Genomic DNA, 16,303 nt, shown 5'->3' on the forward strand with positions numbered 1-16,303 from the left:
GGTGGGCGTGGCAGCATCGCGAATCGATGCGGCCACCACCCGCCAAGGAGACCTGCATGACGCGTCGCCCGCTGCTGCATCGCCTCGCCCTGCTCGCCGGCATCGCATTGGTACTGGCCGCCTGCGCCATCGCCCCGGCGCCGCGTGCCGTGCCCGACGCCCCGGCATCGCCGGCCGCCGAAGCGCCGCTTTCGCTGATTCCCCAGGTCGCGCGGCTGGTCCGTGCACCGGGCCAGTTTCCGCTGCGCGACGGCGTGCCGCTGGTGGCTGCCGCAGGTGACCGCGGCGCCGTCGCCGCCGCCCGCTGGCTGGCCGATGCCGCGCAGCGCAGTCGCGCGCTGGTGTTGCCGCTCGCACCGTCTGCACCGGCAACGCCGTCACCCGCCGTGCGCTTCGTGCGCGATGCTTCCATCGTCGGCGACGAGGCGTACCGCCTCTCCGTCGCACCCGACGGCGTGCAGATCCGCGCGCGCACCGACGCCGGCCTGTTCTATGGCGCGGTGACGCTGTGGCAGCTGCTCACCGCCGTGCCGGCCGGCGCGCCGCTACCCGCGCTCACCATCGACGACGCGCCGCGTTTCGCCTGGCGCGGACTCATGCTGGACTCCGCACGCCACCTGCAGACGCCGGAGGAGATCCGCGCGCTGATCGAGCAGATGGCCGAGCACAAGCTCAACGTGCTGCACTGGCACCTTACCGACGACCAGGGCTGGCGCATCCAGATCAAGCGCTACCCCGCGCTCACCCGCGTCGGGGCGTGGCGCGTGCCGCCCGACGCCGGCCGCGACGGCGAGCCGAAGCGCTACGGCGGCTTCTACACCCAGCAGCAGATCCGCGAGATCGTCGCCTACGCCGCCGCGCGGCACATCACCGTGGTGCCGGAGATCGACCTGCCCGGCCACGCCACCGCGGCGGTGGCGGCGTACCCGCGGCTCGGCGTCACCGGCAAGCGCATCGCCGTGTCGCCGGACTGGGGCGTCAACACCACGCTGTACAACCCCAGTCCCGCCACCGTGCGCTTCATGCAGCACGTGCTGGACGAGGTGATGGCGCTGTTCCCCTCGCGCTTCATCCACCTCGGCGGCGACGAGGCGGTGAAGGATCAGTGGCAGGCCTCGCCCGCCGTGCAGGCGCAGCGCAGGCGCCTGGGGCTGGCCAGCGACGACGCGCTGCAAAGCTGGTTCATGGACCAGCTGGGCAGCTACCTCGCCGCGCACGGGCGCCGCATGATCGGCTGGGACGAGATCCTCGACGGCGGGGTGCCGGGCAATGCCGCGGTGATGTCCTGGCGCGGCAACAAAGGCGCCGTGGCTGCCGCGCAGAAGGGGCACGACGTGGTGCTGTCGCCGGCGCCCGATCTGTACTTCGACCAGCTGCAGAGCGATCGCGCCGACGAGACCACGGGCCGCATCCCGGTGAAGTCGCTGGCCGACATCTACGCCTTCGAGCCGGTGCCTAAACAGCTCGATGCCGCGCAGGCCAGCCACGTGCTGGGCGCGCAGGCGAATGTGTGGACCGAGCACATGCCGAGCTTCGCGCACATCGAGCATGCGGTGTTCCCGCGCCTCGACGCGCTGGCCGAGGTGACCTGGACGCCCGTCGCGCGGCGCGACTGGCCTGATTTCCTCGCCCGCCTGCCGGTGCAGCTGGCGCGCTATCGCGCCGCCGGCATCGGCTATGCCGACAGCGCGTTCGCGCCGTCGATTGACCTCGATGCCGAGGCCGCGCTGGCCAGCGGTCGCGCCGTGATCACGCTCGCCAACCAGGCGCGCTTCGGCACGCTGCGCTACACACTGGACGGTAGCGAGCCCGGCGCGACTGCACGGCGTTATGTGGCTCCGTTCGAGGTGATGCTGCCGGCTACGATCCGTGCAACGGCGTTCGCGCCCGACGGCATTGAGCTCGCCGCGCCGCGCACGCGGGTGATCGATCGCCGCGCACTGCTTACGCGCTCGGGCAACGCGCTCCTCAACTGCCCCGGGAGCGCGTTCCGCCTGCGCGTGCAGCCCGAGGCGGATGCCACCACGCTGGCGCCGGTCTACACCGTGCCGCTGTTCAACAGCTGCCAGCAGTGGCCGGCCGCACCGCTCGATGGCATCACCGCGTTGCGCGTGACACTGCAGCGCCTGCCCAACAACTACGCCCTGGCGCACGAGGCCAGCCTCGTCGTGCAGCACCCGCACGCCACGCCGTTCGGCGAGCTGGTGGCACACGTCGACGGCTGTGACGGCAAGGTGCTGGCCAGCTGGCCGCTGCCCGATCCGGCGCACTCGCCGCGCGCGTTGCACTTCGACTCTTCCATTGCGCCGCCCGCCGGCAAGCACGACCTCTGCTTCGTCATCACCGCGCCCACCGACGGTCCGCTGCATGCGTTTGACCGGGTGGAGTTGGGGGAGGGCGGGAAGTGAGGCTGGTCGGGCGAACGGGCAGTTGTTCGGATGGGCGATCGCGCAAAAGACGCTGGATTCCGGCTTTCGCCGGAATGACGACTTGGAGAGTTCGAGGTGGCTGGGCAATCCGATGCAGCACGAACCGCCTCACCGTCATTCCGGCGAAAGCCGGAATCCAGTGACTTCGGCTCCTGAGATCCGGCGCGCGACAAACATCCGAGCCATGCCTGAATCCACCTGCCATCCATCCGGCCCACGCTTCGCCTCCGTCGACGCCCTGCGCGGCATCACCGTGGCCGCCATGCTGCTGGTCAACGACCCGGGCGACTGGGATCACGTGTACTGGCCGCTGGAGCACGCGCAGTGGCACGGCTGCACGCCGACCGACCTGATCTTCCCGTTCTTCCTGTTCGTCGTTGGCGTCTCGATCGCGCTTGCCTTCGGTCCGAAGCTTGAACGTGGCGACGCGCGCGCACCGCTGCTGCGCGGTGCGTCGCTGCGGGCGCTGCGCATCCTCGCGCTTGGCCTGGCGATCAATGTCCTCGCCGCGTGGCTGATGCCCGGCGCGCACCTGCGCCTGCCGGGAGTGCTGCAGCGGATCGCGCTGTGCTTTGCGCTGGCCGCGTCGTTCGCGCTGTACACGCGGCCGCGAACCCAGGGCGCGACGATCGTGGCGATCCTCGCCGGCTACGCATGGCTGCTGCATCTGGGCGGCACGCTGGCGCCGTGGGACAACCTGGTCAGCCGCAGCGACAGCGCGCTGTTCGGCCGCTTCGTCTACCAGATCGATCCGCTCACCGGCCGCGGCCACGATCCGGAGGGCTTGCTCGGCACGCTGCCGTCGCTGGCCACCACGCTGCTCGGCCTGTTCGCCGGGCGCTGCCTGCGCGCTGGACGCGCGCGCTGGCTGTGGCCGGCGGGCCTCGTGCTGCTGGCAGCAGGCGCGGCGTGGTCGCTGGTGTTGCCGTTCAACAAGAACCTGTGGACGCCTTCGTTTGTACTGTGGACCGGCGGCTGGGCGATGCTCGCCCTGGCGTGGTGCCATGTCGCCGTCGACCACCGCGGCTGGCCTCCGATCGGTCGCCGCTTCGGCGTCAACGCCATCGCAGCGTACGCCGGCTCGGAGCTGATGCAGATCCTGCTGCCGGCCTCGGGCGCACAACAGGTGCTCTACACCGAGGGCCTGGCGCGCTGGCTCACCCCCGTGGCCGGGCCGTACGTGGCGTCGCTGGCGTGGGCGATCGCCTTCGTCGCGCTGTGGTGGTTCATCGTGTGGGCGATGGACCGGCGCGGGATCCATCTGAAACTCTAGGAGCGTGGGCCGTAGAAGCCATTCGGACTGCAAACCCCTCTGCGCGGTCCATTTTTCCGTCGCTTTTTGGCCCATGGAACCACCATGGGCCGGCAAACCGCCGAAAAACTGTCCTCGCACAGAGGACTTCTCGCCGCGAACGTTTCTACGGCCCACGCTCCTGGCCCGCGCGGTCGCTGCGGCGGGCGCTCGTTATCATCGACGCCCCTGCCTGTCCCCGAGGAGTCGACGATGAACCGATTGCCGTCCGCGCTGCGCCGCGCACTGTGCTCTGCCGGCTGCGCCGCGCTGCTGGCCGGCTGCGCCGGCGTCGCCACTGCGCCCGCCGCTGCCGACCGGGGCGCCGCCACCGCGGCCGCCATCAGCGTGCCGGCGATCGCGCGCCCGTCCGGCGAAACACCCGCCTGGTGGTTCCGTGCCGGCGCGGCGCAGGCGGCGGCCGCATCGGCACAGGCGCAGGCCGGCGGCCAGCGTGCGAAGAACGTCATCGTCTTCCTCGGCGACGGCATGAGCCTGCCGACCATCGCGGCGGCGCACATCCTGGCCGGCCAGCGTGCGGGAGTGGACGGCGAGAGCTACCGGCTGAGCTTCGAACAGTTTCCCTTCAGCGCGCTCAGCCGCACCTATGAGACCGACCAGCAGACGCCCGACTCGGCCGGCACCATGACCGCCATCATGACCGGCGTGAAGACTCGCGCCGGCTACATCGGGGTGTCGCAGGTACCGCGGCGCGACGACTGCGCCGGCAGTCGCGGCCAGGAGCTGGTGACCACGCTGGAACTGGCCGCCGCGGCGGGCATGAGCACCGGTGCGGTGACCACCACGCGCATCACCCACGCCACGCCCGCGGCCACCTACGGCCATCTGCCCGAGCGCAATTGGGAAGTCGATGCCGAGCTCACGCCGGAAGCTAAGGCGCAAGGCTGCAAGGATTTCGCCGCGCAGCTGGTCGACTTCCCCGGCGGCGGACTCACCGTGGCGATGGGTGGCGGACGCACCGAGTTCCTGCCGGCGGGCGCGGCCGATCCGGAACACGCCACCGCGGTGGGCCGCCGCCTCGATGGCCGCAATCTCGTTGCCGAATGGACGGCCCGACATCCGCAGGGCCGCTACGTATGGAACCAGCACCAGCTCGACGCGCTGGATCTCGCGCACACGCCGCAGCTGCTGGGCCTGTTCGAGCCCTCGCACATGCACTACGAGCACGAGCGTCTCCACGACGCCGCCGGCGAGCCCAGCCTGGCGCAGATGACGACCGCCGCCATCACCGTGCTCAGGCAGAACCCGAACGGTTTCTTCCTGATGGTCGAAGGCGGGCGCATCGACCACGCCCTGCATGCGGGCAACGCGTTCCGCGCGCTGGACGAAACCATCGCCTTCGCCGAGGCGGTCAAGGCCGCGCAGGCGGCCACCGATCCGGCCGACACGCTGATCGTGGTCACCGCCGACCACAGCCACACGATGACCTTCGCCGGCTACCCGCGTCGCGGCAACCCCATCCTGGGCAAGGTGCAGGGCCACACCAGCAGCTACGACGAGGGCAGCACGCCCGGCAACGCACCCGACGCCACCGGCCTGCCGTACACCACGCTCGGCTTCGCCAGCGGCCCCGGCTACACCGGCGCCAGCGATCGCCAGAGCGAAGGCCCCAAGCACTACCCGCACGCGCCCAACCACATCAGCCCCGCCACGCAGGGACGCCCCAACCTCACCGACGTGGACACCACCGATCCCGATTACCTGCAGGAAGCCACCGTGCCGCTGAAGGCCGAGACGCACGGCGGCGAAGACGTGGCGATCTTCGCCAACGGCCCCGGTGCCGCGGCCTTCCACGGCGAGCTGGAGCAGAACGCGATCTTCCACATCATCGTGCAGCACACGCCGCGCCTGCGCACCGAGTTGTGCCAGCTCGGCAGCTGCAACGCCGCCGGCGTGCCGGTCGAGCGCCCGCTGTATTCGCGCTGGCTGCAGCAGGAACAGCAGGGCAGGTAAAGCACATGGATAAAGCCCCTCTCCCGCCGGGAGAGGGGTGGGGTGAGGGTACGGCCGGCGCGTGATGAGGAGCGCCGTTGCCATCCCCCTGCAACCACCGATCCGTAAAACGCACGGCATCTCCCTGCCGGAATCGCCCATGCGTCGCCTAAGCTGTCTCACCCTCCTGCTCGGACTGCTGCCGATGGCCACTGCCGCATTGCACGCCGCCGAGAAACCGCTCGCGTCGAAGGTGCTGGTGATCGGCCACCGCGGCGCCAGCGCGCTGCGGCCCGAGCACACGCTGGCCTCGTACGCCAAGGCGATCGCCGACGGTGCCGACGTGATCGAGCCGGACCTGGTGATGACCAAGGACGGCGTGATGGTGGCCCGCCATGAGAACAACATCGCCGGCACCACCGACGTGGCCAGCCATCCCGAGTTCGCCGCGCGCAAGACCACCAAGGTGATCGACGGCCAGCGCGTCACCGGCTGGTTCACCGAGGACTTCACCCTCGCCGAACTGAAAACCCTGCGCGCCCGCGAGCGCCTGCCCGAGCTGCGCGGCACCGCCTGGGACGGCCAGTTCCAGATCGCCACGCTGGACGAGATCATCGACTTCGTCGCCGCCGAGTCGGCCGCGCGCGGGCGAGTGATCGGGCTGATCCCGGAGATCAAGCACGGCACCTACTTCCAGCACATCGGCCTGCCGATGGAAGACGCGCTGCTCGCCACGCTGGCCGCGCATGCGTACACGCGCACCGCGCCGGTGGAGATCCAGTCGTTCGAGATCGCCAACCTGAAGTACCTGCGCGGCAAGCTGGGCAAGGCGCATCCCAACATTACGTTGCTGCAGCTGATCGACGAGCCGGCGATGCACCCGGGCGACGTGCTGGCGGCCGGCGGCACGCTCACCTACGCGCAGATGATCACGCCGGCGGGGCTCAGGACGATCGCCCGGTACGCCGATGCGATCGGCCCCGACTACCACGCCATCATCCCGTACACCGCCGATGGCCACCTCGGCACGCCCACCGCGCTGGTGCACGATGCGCACGCCGCTGGCCTGCAGGTGCATCCGTACACCTTCCGCCCGGAGAACACCTTCCTGGCGAAGGACTTCTGGCAGGGCGACGACCCGAACACCTTCAATGCCGCCGGCATGCTGGCGCAGCTCAAGGTGTACCTCGATGCCGGCATCGATGCGTTCTTCACCGACGATCCGGCGCTGGGACGGCAGGCCGTCGACGCGCGCTGACGCGGGCGGACACGTGGCTGTCACCACCGTGTAGCGCGCGGCGGCAAGCATGCGCGGCTCCCTTCCCCGGATCGCCGCCATGCCTCGCCTGTTCCGTTCCTGCCTGGGCCTGCTGGCCCTCGCGTTCGCTCTGCCCAGCGCCGCCGCGCCGGTGCTGCTGATCTCCATCGACGGGCTGCGTCCCGGCGACGTGCTGCATGCGAAGGAGCGCGGCCTGGCGCTGCCCAACCTCACCCGCTTCCTGCGCGAGGGCAGCTATGCCGAAGGCGTCACCGGCGTGCTGCCCACGCTCACCTATCCCAGCCATGTCACCCTGCTCACCGGCGTGTCGCCGAGCGTGCACGGCGTCGGCGGCAACCTCAGCTTCGATCCCACCAACAAGAACCAGCTCGGTTGGGACTGGTACGCCAGCGACATCAAGGTGCCCACGCTGTGGCAGGCCGCGCACGACGCGGGACTCTCCACCGCCAACGTGCACTGGCCGGTGAGCGTGGGCGCCGTGGGCGTGGACTGGAACCTGCCGCAGATCTGGCGCACCGGCACCGACGACGATCGCAAGCTGCTCGCCGCGCTGGCCACGCCCGGACTGCTGCCGGCGCTGGAGAAAGACCTCGGCCCGTATCCGCAGGGCATCAACGAGGAGCTCGACGGCGACCAGGCACGCGCGCGCTTCGCAGTAGAGCTGCTGACGCTGCATCGGCCGGATTTCATGACCGTCTACTTCGCCTCGCTCGACCACGAGGAGCATGCCAAGGGCCCCGGCACGCCCGACGCCAACCGCGTGCTCGAGCAGATCGATGCCCTGGTCGGCGAAGTGGCCGCGGCCGCACGGCGCGTGCATCCGGACGGCGTCGTCGCGGTGGTCTCCGACCACGGCTTCGCGCCGGTCACGCAGGATGTGAACCTGTATGCGCCGTTCCTCAAGGACGGTCTGGTGACGCTGAAGGACGGCGCCATCACCGACTGGCAGGCGGCGGTGTGGAACGACGGCGGCAGCGCGGCCATCGTGCTGCGCGATCCTTCCAATGAAGCGGTGAAGGCGCGCGTGCAGGCGCTGCTTGATCGTCTGCGCCAGGACCCGGCCTACGGCATCGCCGAGATCCTCGATCGCCAGCAGCTGCTGGCCAAGGGCGGCAGCGACAAGGCAAGCTGGTTCGTGGTGCTCAAGCCCGGCTACGAGCTGGGTGTCACCCTCGATGCGCCGCTGCCGGCACCCTCGCATTACCACGGCATGCACGGCTATGACCCGTCGCGCCCCGATCAACGCGCCACGCTGCTGATCGCCGGTTCCGGCGTGCCGGCCGGCCGCGACCTCGGCGTGGTGGACATGCGCGACATCGCGCCCACGCTGGCCGGTTACCTCGGTGTGACGCTGCCGACGGCGCAAGGACATGCGCTGCTCGCGCCGAAGCGCTGAACGATCCGGCGCATGTGACAGAACGGTTTAGCCGTCCAAACGCGCTGACACACCGGTGTAAGCGTCGCTTCACACGCGCCACTCATGCTTTCGCGATTCGCCCGATCGGGGCGATCGCAGATTTCCCGTTTCTCCCACTGATGCCGCGAGGGCCGTGCCCCCGCGACGAGGATGTGCACGCATGTCGAACCGCCTGATCTCCCATCGCCGCGCCGTGCTGGCGCTTGCCCTTTTCGCCGCGCTGCAGGGAAGCGCGCTGGCCACCGACACGCCGAGCGCCACGGATGCCGCGCCCGCCGATGCCGCCGCCGATGCCAGCAAGGTCAAGCAGCTGCAGACGGTGTCGGTGATCGGCCAGGGCGAGTCGCGCCAGGTGCAGCGCATCACCAGCGAAGACGTGAAGGTGCTGCCGCCGGGCAGCAGCCCGCTCAAGGTGCTCGAAGGAAAGCCCGGCGTGCACTTCGAGTCGGCCGATCCGTTCGGCAACTACGAGTGGTCCACCCGCATCAGCCTGCGCGGCTTCAACCAGAACCGCCTCGGCTTCACGCTGGACGGCATTCCGCTGGGCGACATGAGCTACGGCAACCAGAACGGCCTGCACATCAGCCGTGCGCTGATCGCCGAGAACCTCGGCGGCGCCGAGCTGGCCGAGGGCATCGGCTCGCTGGGCACGGCGTCCACCAGCGACCTCGGCGGCACCGTGCAGTTCTACTCGGCCGATCCCACGCCCGACTACGGTGTGACCGTGGCGCAGAGCATCGGCAGCGACTCGGCCCGCCGCACCTACGCGCGCCTCGACACCGGCGACCACCACGGCTTCGCCATGTACCTGTCCGGCGCCTACGCCACCGTCGACAAGTGGAAGGGCCAGGGCGACCAGACGCAGAAGCAGTTCAACGGCAAGGCGGTGTACGACTTCGGCGACGACAGCCGCGTCGGTGCGCTGCTCACCACCTCCAGCCGCCACGAAAACGACTACCAGGATCTCTCGCTCGCGCTGGAAAAGCGCAACGGCTGGAACTGGGACAACTTCCGCCCCGACTGGAACCGCGCCGTGGCCGTGGCCACCCAGTACCAGACCACCGGCACGGTCAACGACGGCAACGTGCAGAGCGTGGATGACGCCTACTACGACGCCAGCGGCCTGCGCGACGACACCGTGGCCAGCGTGTTCGGCGATTTCGCCCTCAGCGACACGGTGCGCCTGAAGGCCACCGGCTACTACCACAACGATCGCGGCCAGGGTCACTGGTGGACGCCGTACGTGCCCTCCTACCCGGGCACGCCGCAGCAGACGCCGATCTCGATCCGCACCACCGAGTACGGCATCGACCGCGGCGGCCTCACCGCGGCGCTGAGCTGGGACATCGGCAGCCACCACGTGGAGGCGGGGTTCTGGTACGAGGACTCCAACCACAACGTGCAGCGCAACTACTACTACGTCACCGGTCCGATCAGCGACAACTACTTCCTCGAAGATCCGAACCTGCGTCAGTTCTACCAGCACTACGAAACCACCACGCGCCAGTTCTACGTGCAGGACAGCTTCAAGCTGCTGGACGACCGCCTGAGCGTGGACGTGGGCTTCAAGTCGCCGCACAGCAAGGTTACCGCGCGCGCCGTGCCGGGCACGCTCACCTACGGCACCGCCGGTGCCTACGCAGCCGGCACGCTGACCGCGAAGAAGACCTTCCTGCCGCAGATCGGTGCCAGCTATCAGCTCGGCGGCGGCTTCGAGGTGTTCGGCTCGTACGCCAAGAACATCGCCGCCTACCAGGCCGGCATCACCGGCCCGCTGGCCACCACCCAGGTCGCCTTCGACACCTTCGGCAAGCAGTTGAAGCCCGAGCAGTCGCGCACCATCGAGGGCGGCCTGCGCCAGGTCAGCGACTTCTACCAGGCCTCGCTGGCGCTGTACGACGTGAAGTTCGACAACCGCCTGCTGGTGATCTCGCAGTGCGCCGGCATCGTCGGCTGCGCCAGCGGCTACGCCAACGTGGGCTCGGTGAGCAGCCGCGGCGCCGAGCTGGCGGTGAACTTCAAGCTGGCCGACGACCTGCACTGGTCCAACTCGCTCTCCTACAACCGCTCGCGCTACGACAACAACTACGTCAGCGGTTTCGATGCGCAGAACAACCCGATCGTGGTGCCGACCAAGGGCAAGACCGTGGTCGACAGCCCCAAGCAGCTGATCGCCTCGGAGCTGGTGTGGACGCCCGGCCCGTGGGACGTGCGCGTGTCTGCGCACTACACCGGCAAGCGCTACTACACCTACATCAACGATGCCGGCGTGCCGTCGTACTGGCTGTTCAACGCCGAGGTGGGCTACGACCTGGGCAAGGTCGGCTTTGCGCAGGACATCAAGCTCGCGCTCAACGTCACCAACCTCGCCAACAAGCGCTACTTCGGCACCATCGGCTCCAACGGCTTCGTGGTCAGCGACGCCGGCGGCACCTACCAGACCCTGCTCGCCGGTGCGCCGCGCGCCAGCATGCTGACGGCGACCGTGCGGTTCTGATCCACCCGGCGCCGCCCGGCCCTGCGCCGGGCGGCGCTATGATCGAGCGGACCTGCCCCGAAGGATCTCCGGCATGACCGATGCTCGTCGCGGGAACGTGCCGTCCACGGCTCGTTCCCTGATCGTCCCGACCATCGCATTCGCGGCGACCGGGGCCATCCTCGGCGGACTGATGGCGGGGCCGGGTGCCAGCGGTGGGTGGTATTGGCTGCACTGGACATTCAAGCCGCTGGCCACTGTGCTGGTCATCGGCGTGGCTTTGCGTGCGCCGTCGCCACTGTCGTTGCGCTACCGCCAGCGTGTCGTGATTGGCCTGGCCTTCGCGCTGCTCGGCGATGTGCTGCTGATGCTGCCGGGCGACTTCTTCGTGCCGGGGCTGGCCGCCTTCCTGCTCGCCCACCTGGCTTTCCTCGCCGCGTGGCTGGACGACAGCCGCTTCGCGGTGCGTCCGCAGGCCTGGCTCGCCTGCCTGCTGGCCGCCGTCGGACTGTTGTGGCTGCTGTGGCCGTTCGTCGCGCCCGCACTGCGTGTGCCTGTGGCGGTCTACGCGCTGGTGCTGGCAACGATGGCCGGGCAGGCGGCAGGTCGCGCCTGGCAGCACGCGGCGATGGCTGACCCGCTGGCACATCCCGCGCGTCGCGCTGCGTTCGGCGCTGTGCTGTTCATGGTCAGCGACAGCCTGCTGGCGTGGGATCGTTTCCGCCATGCACTGCCGCTGTCGGCGTTATGGGTGCTTGGCACCTACTACCCGGCGATCGGGTTGATCGCCTGGTCGGTCAGGCGCGAATTCGGCCACGGGCGCTGATCGGCGGTGACTCAGCGTTCGCAGCGAGGGGTGCTCTCGGGCGCCTCATCGATCAGAGGGTGTCCTGCAGGGTTCGCAGACGGCGTTGCTCCCGGGGGAGTCTGCTTGCCAAGGTAACGGTGCCCGTCGAAGTCCAGCACGGCGTCGTGCGCGGCACCACCCCCGCCGCCCACATGGACCTGCAGCGAACGCCAGCCATGGTGACGTTGCTCCAGCAGTCGGACCGGCAGGCGAGTGGCCGGTATCTGTGAGACCCGAAGCCAATTTCCCCGCTGCCCGCGAAGCACCAGCAGAGTACAGCCGCCGCTTCCGCACCACTCGCTGCCACGCAGGTATACGAGCGCCTCCGATCGTCCGTCGCTGTCGAGATCGGCAAGGGCGACCAGTCGATTGGCGGGATCGAACCCCTGCGCATCGAGGAACTGCTCCAGACCGAGGGGCAGTCCGCCCCGCGCGTGACAGGTAGGTGGGGTTTCCCGGGCGCTGGCAGTGCCTGCCATGCAGAGCGCGACCACACAGGCCATGCCACGCAGGTGAAGCCTGCCGACTGAGCTCATGGCGTCAACCCAAGCGGGCCTCTCGTGCGCCTCATGTCGTCCAGCCGCGCGCGTTGGCGTAGCCCGCAAGCGGCACCAGGCCGATCGCCACGAGCAGCACGACGCCCTGCAGCAGCGGAGCCACGCCGCTTGCTGCTTTCAAACTTTCCAGCATGACGAACAGGCCGACATCCTGTGCCAGCACGCCCAGCAGGGAGGCGATGAGCAGGCCGGTGGCCCAGCGCTTGCGCAAGAGCAGGCAGAGGCTTCCCAATGCGCCGCCGATGGTCGCGATACCGGTGGCGCCGATGGCCCAGAGCGGGCGAGCGCGATAGAGCGCCTGCTGCGCATCGGGCAGCTTGGCGATGTCCTCGGGGGTCAGGTGCAGGTCGGCCACGAAGGCCACGCAGCCGGCCAGGTTCCACAGCAGGGCGAGCGTGGCGACGACGTAGAACCAGGTGGGAGGCTTGCTCATGGCGTGCTCCTTGGACAGGGGCCGGACCGATCGGCCGGCGACGAGATTAGACCGCTCTGCCCCAAGCAGCCGTCAAGCCGCGCTGCAAGGTGGGCCGCTCGCCCGGCCGGATCGTGTCCGTCGCCCCAAAAAAAAGCGCCACCCGTTGCCGGGTGGCGCCAATGCAGCATGGGTGAGGCCGGGGCACCGCCCCGGCCTCCGCCCGCACGATCAGAAATCGTACGAAGCGCTCAAACGCACGTAGCGCGGGGCCTCGAAGAAGATGCCCTGGTTGTACGTGTTGGAGACCGTGTACCGGTCGTCCTCGAACGTTGCATCCGTCTGCAGCGCCTTGGTCTCGTTCAGGACGTTGAACACATCCAGGCCGAAGGCCAGCTTGTGGTCGGCGAACGCCGGACGGTAGGTCACGTTCAGGTCCAGCTTCTTGGTCCACGGGTTGCTACCTGCGGCGCCCGGAGCGGACGGCTGACCTGCGCACCAGTGGTAGTTCGCGTAGTAGCCGGACGGATCGCCCTCGTTGGTGCCGTAGTAGCCGATGCAGCTCTTCGGCGCGCCCGACTGCACGCGCAGGGCGCCGGACACCATCCACTCCGGCGACACCTGGTAGCTGCCACGGACCTTCAGCTGGTGACGACGGTGGTTGGCGAGCAGGCCGTAGGAGTTCTCCATCAGCGCCGCGGTATCCCAGTCCGAGGTCTTGGAGACGTCGGTCTGGCCGATGTCGGACTTCACCTGGCCCTCGGTATTGCCGTAGCTGCGCGAGAAGGTGTAGTCGACACGCGCCTGCCACTTGCCGTCGAACGGGTGCTCCAGGTACAGGTCGAGCGCGTAGTACTTGCGCTTGGCGCCCTCGGTGAAGCCCCAGTCGGAGTTGCGCATGGTGACGTCGGTGAAGCCCGAGCCGTCCACATGGTTCAGGCGGAACGTGTTGGTCTCACCCGGGTTGAAGATGTAGCAGCCGCGGATTGCCAGCGTGTCCGGATCGACACCCATGGAAGCCGCCTTGGCCGCCAGGGCGTCGGTATCGCAGACGTCGTCGATGGCGGTCTGCAGCTGACGGTAGGTCGCCTTCGCACCGGTCACCCAGCTGTCACCCAGCGACTTGTCGAAGCCCAGCTGGACTTCGTCCTGGTACTGCGACTTGAGGTTGGTCGCGGCCACCGTCTTCGGGTCCGGCGCGGTGCCGTACTCGTTGTTGGTCGAAACCGGGCCCGGGCCCAGGGCGGTCAGGCCGGTCGGTTCACCGTTGGCGTCGACACCCGTGTAGGTGAAGTACTCGTAGGTGAAGGTCGAGGCGGAGGCACCGCGGATCGCCACGCTCGGCGGCAGCGCCAGGTAGTAGCGACCCAGGTTGCCGTACACCTTCAGCGAGGAATCGCCGAACACGTCCCAGCTCACACCCAGGCGCGGCGCCCACTGGTTGTCGTTGTTGATGTACGCCTGGCCAGCATTGTTGTAGTTGGTGAACTTGTCGTTGCGCAGGCCGAGGCTCAGCAGCACGTTGTTGCTGACCTGCCACTTGTCTTCCAGGTAGTAGGCCTTCTGCTTGACCGACATGCTGGTGACGTTGTCGAACACGTAGCGACGCACGTAGTAACCGTCACCACCCGGGGCAGCGATGCCGAAGGTGGTCGAAAGCGGCTGGTTCGGCTGCGAGGTCTTGCCGTAGAGCCAGGCATAGTTCGGACCGGTCAGCTGCTGGCCTTCGTCCGACGAATAGAAGTACATGTTGTCGATACCGGCGCTGAGCGTGTGGTCGCCCAGGCGATACTCGGCATCCAGGCGCAGACCGTGCGTCTTGTTGTTGGCGTTCGGGTTCTGCGTGTAGAGCTGGGTCTGGTCGTTGCGGATGATCGCACCGCCGGTGGCGGCCGGATCCTGCAGGTCGGGCCGCGACAGGTACGGGTTCGCACTGCCGCCCGGAACCACCTGGTAGTCCTCGGTCTTGCTCCAGCCGTAGAGCGCGCTGACGGTCAGGTCATCGGTGATATAGCTGGTGTACTTGCCGATGTAGTAGTCGGACGAGCTCTTGTTGGTCGTATCGTGACCGATCAGATCACCGGTGGCAGTGCCCGTGCCGTAGTCGTAGCCGTACTGGGTACCTTCGTACTCGTTCTTGTCGTGGACGACGCTCAGCTCGAACACGTTGTTCTGGTTGATGTTCCAGTCGAGCTTGCCGTAGACCTTCGGGCGATCGTACGAGTAGTAGGTGTTGTTCGTGTTGGCAGCGAGAATGGACGAGGTCGACTTGCCCTGCTCCTTGTCCGCCTCGGCGGCCAGGAAGAAGAACAGCTTGTCCTTGATCAGCGGGCCGCCGACATAGGCACTGTAGGTGGTCTCCCACGACGTGTTGCCCTTGCGAGAGCGATACAGCGTGCCCGGCAAGGAGGGGTCGGTGTAACCGTAGCCGGCAGGCAGGTTCCGCTTGGGGAAATAGATGTCAGCCGGGTCGGCGGCCGCGAAAGCCGGCGCCCACTGCACCTGTGCACCGAAGTGCCACTCGTTGGTGCCGCTCTTGCCGATCTGGTTGATCACGCCACCGTCGGAACGACCGTACTTGGCGCTGTAACCGCCGGTGAGCACTTGCTGCTGGTCGATGGCACCGTAGGGCAGGCCAACGCCACCGGTCGCGTTCAGCGGATTGGTGGTGTTGTAACCGTTGATGTAATAGGCGTTCTCAGTGACGCCTGCGCCGCCGAACGAGACGGCATTGTTGAAGTAGCCGCTGCCCGAGACGGTGCCCGGTGCGAGCAGCGCGATGGACTCGGCGGTGCGGTTGAGCGGCAGGCGCTGCAGATCCTGCGAGGTGATCACCGTACGCGAGTCGACCGAGGTGACGTCGATCGAGGGCAGCGCGTTGGCCGACACCGAGATCGCGCTCAGTTCCTGCGCATTGCTTGCCGAGGCGCCCAGGTCGACTTCGACGCCGCCGCCAACGCGCAGTGACACGTTGTTGCGCGAGTCGACGGTCTGGCCATCCTTCAACAGGGTGACGGTGTAGGTACCCACCGGCAGCGAGCTGGCCGAATAGCGACCCGATGCATCGATCGCGACTTCGCGGGTAAAGCCCGAGCCGCTTTCGATCTTCACTGTCTGACCGGCACCGTTCGGCACCTGGCCGAAGATGGCACCCGTGGTGGCCTGGCCAAACGCGGCGCCGGCCAGGCTCATGCCCACGGCCAACGCCAGGGCCGAGCGGCGGTTAAACAAGATGTGCTTCATTGTTATTGGAACTCCAGACAAACAATCGCCGCCGGCCAGCACCTGCGTGCTGGGCCATTTGGCTTGGAGACGGAACGCCGACCTCGGGGAAGGCGGCGTGCCACGGCATCGTCCAGCTTGGGGGATCGACGATGTAATTCCGACGTTAAGTGAACGCGAGACTGCTCCGCAACCCAGCTAAAGACATGCTTCACGCCAGCCAAGCGAGAGTGCAAGAACCTGCCGCACTACATCGCCTTTCTCAGCGCTGAAGCCAGCGCGCCGCTTGCCGCCGTGCTCGCGCCGGTTTCGCGCGCCTGGCTGCGTCCCGTGCTCGGACGTTGTCGATATCCCGGCGAGCAAAAAAGAAGAGGCGCGGTTGCCCGCGCCTCTTCGGTGCCTCATGACGGTGGCCGAAAG

Annotated in this window: 10 protein-coding genes; 7 read left to right on the forward strand and 3 right to left on the reverse strand. The window is 68.3% G+C overall.

All coding sequences use genetic code 11. The features are described from left to right. The first annotated feature begins 56 nt into the window (after positions 1 to 56). The 7 genes from ISP17_RS18885 (at position 57) to ISP17_RS18915 (ending at position 11,671) form a co-directional block, all read left to right on the forward strand. Positions 57 to 2,408: a beta-N-acetylhexosaminidase gene (locus ISP17_RS18885; protein ID WP_404635986.1), complete on the forward strand. Its 2,352-nt coding sequence runs from the start codon at positions 57 to 59 to the stop codon at positions 2,406 to 2,408. 205 nt (positions 2,409 to 2,613) lie between these two features. Further along, complete coding sequence (locus ISP17_RS18890; protein ID WP_404635988.1) at positions 2,614 to 3,702, forward strand: acyltransferase family protein; 1,089 nt, start codon at positions 2,614 to 2,616, stop codon at positions 3,700 to 3,702. A gap of 231 nt (positions 3,703 to 3,933) precedes the next feature. Next, a complete protein-coding gene (locus ISP17_RS18895) occupies positions 3,934 to 5,694 on the forward strand; it encodes an alkaline phosphatase (RefSeq protein ID WP_404635990.1) in 1,761 nt (586 codons plus the stop codon). Between the two features lie 139 nt (positions 5,695 to 5,833). Then, the gene (locus ISP17_RS18900) at positions 5,834 to 6,931 is read left to right on the forward strand and encodes a glycerophosphodiester phosphodiesterase (RefSeq protein ID WP_404635992.1); all 1,098 of its coding nucleotides are present in this window, start codon (positions 5,834 to 5,836) and stop codon (positions 6,929 to 6,931) included. A 79-nt stretch (positions 6,932 to 7,010) separates the two neighbouring features. Then, on the forward strand, positions 7,011 to 8,348 hold the full coding sequence (locus tag ISP17_RS18905) for an alkaline phosphatase family protein (protein ID WP_404635994.1): 1,338 nt from the start codon (positions 7,011 to 7,013) through the stop codon (positions 8,346 to 8,348). Positions 8,349 to 8,529: 181 nt separating this feature from the next. Next, positions 8,530 to 10,866 (forward strand): TonB-dependent receptor, encoded by a 2,337-nt coding sequence (locus tag ISP17_RS18910; RefSeq protein ID WP_404635996.1) that lies wholly within the window; start codon positions 8,530 to 8,532, stop codon positions 10,864 to 10,866. 73 nt (positions 10,867 to 10,939) lie between these two features. Then, positions 10,940 to 11,671, forward strand: coding sequence for a lysoplasmalogenase (locus ISP17_RS18915; protein ID WP_404635998.1), 732 nt, complete (start codon positions 10,940 to 10,942; stop codon positions 11,669 to 11,671). Positions 11,672 to 11,682: 11 nt separating this feature from the next. Here the strand turns inward: ISP17_RS18915 and ISP17_RS18920 are convergent, their stop codons facing one another. From ISP17_RS18920 to ISP17_RS18930, 3 genes are all read right to left on the reverse strand, one after another. Further along, the gene (locus tag ISP17_RS18920; protein ID WP_404636000.1) at positions 11,683 to 12,228 is read right to left on the reverse strand and encodes a hypothetical protein; all 546 of its coding nucleotides are present in this window, start codon (positions 12,226 to 12,228) and stop codon (positions 11,683 to 11,685) included. A gap of 31 nt (positions 12,229 to 12,259) precedes the next feature. Beyond that, positions 12,260 to 12,682 (reverse strand): hypothetical protein, encoded by a 423-nt coding sequence (locus ISP17_RS18925; RefSeq protein ID WP_404636002.1) that lies wholly within the window; start codon positions 12,680 to 12,682, stop codon positions 12,260 to 12,262. 210 nt (positions 12,683 to 12,892) lie between these two features. Then, a complete protein-coding gene (locus ISP17_RS18930; RefSeq protein WP_404636004.1) occupies positions 12,893 to 15,904 on the reverse strand; it encodes a TonB-dependent receptor in 3,012 nt (1,003 codons plus the stop codon). Positions 15,905 to 16,303 lie beyond the last annotated feature (399 nt).

The sequence above is a fragment of the Dyella ginsengisoli genome (assembly GCF_044904665.1).
Classification (GTDB): Bacteria; Pseudomonadota; Gammaproteobacteria; order Xanthomonadales; family Rhodanobacteraceae; genus Dyella_A; species Dyella_A ginsengisoli.

Coding starts and splice junctions, on each gene's coding strand:
- ISP17_RS18905 (WP_404635994.1), top strand. CDS start 7,011: ATGCCTCGCCTGTTCCGTTCCTGCCTGGGCCTGCTGGCCCTCGCGTTC.
- ISP17_RS18885 (WP_404635986.1), top strand. CDS start 57: ATGACGCGTCGCCCGCTGCTGCATCGCCTCGCCCTGCTCGCCGGCATC.
- ISP17_RS18895 (WP_404635990.1), top strand. CDS start 3,934: ATGAACCGATTGCCGTCCGCGCTGCGCCGCGCACTGTGCTCTGCCGGC.
- ISP17_RS18920 (WP_404636000.1), bottom strand. CDS start 12,228: ATGAGCTCAGTCGGCAGGCTTCACCTGCGTGGCATGGCCTGTGTGGTC.
- ISP17_RS18900 (WP_404635992.1), top strand. CDS start 5,834: ATGCGTCGCCTAAGCTGTCTCACCCTCCTGCTCGGACTGCTGCCGATG.
- ISP17_RS18925 (WP_404636002.1), bottom strand. CDS start 12,682: ATGAGCAAGCCTCCCACCTGGTTCTACGTCGTCGCCACGCTCGCCCTG.
- ISP17_RS18915 (WP_404635998.1), top strand. CDS start 10,940: ATGACCGATGCTCGTCGCGGGAACGTGCCGTCCACGGCTCGTTCCCTG.
- ISP17_RS18930 (WP_404636004.1), bottom strand. CDS start 15,904: ATGAAGCACATCTTGTTTAACCGCCGCTCGGCCCTGGCGTTGGCCGTG.
- ISP17_RS18890 (WP_404635988.1), top strand. CDS start 2,614: ATGCCTGAATCCACCTGCCATCCATCCGGCCCACGCTTCGCCTCCGTC.
- ISP17_RS18910 (WP_404635996.1), top strand. CDS start 8,530: ATGTCGAACCGCCTGATCTCCCATCGCCGCGCCGTGCTGGCGCTTGCC.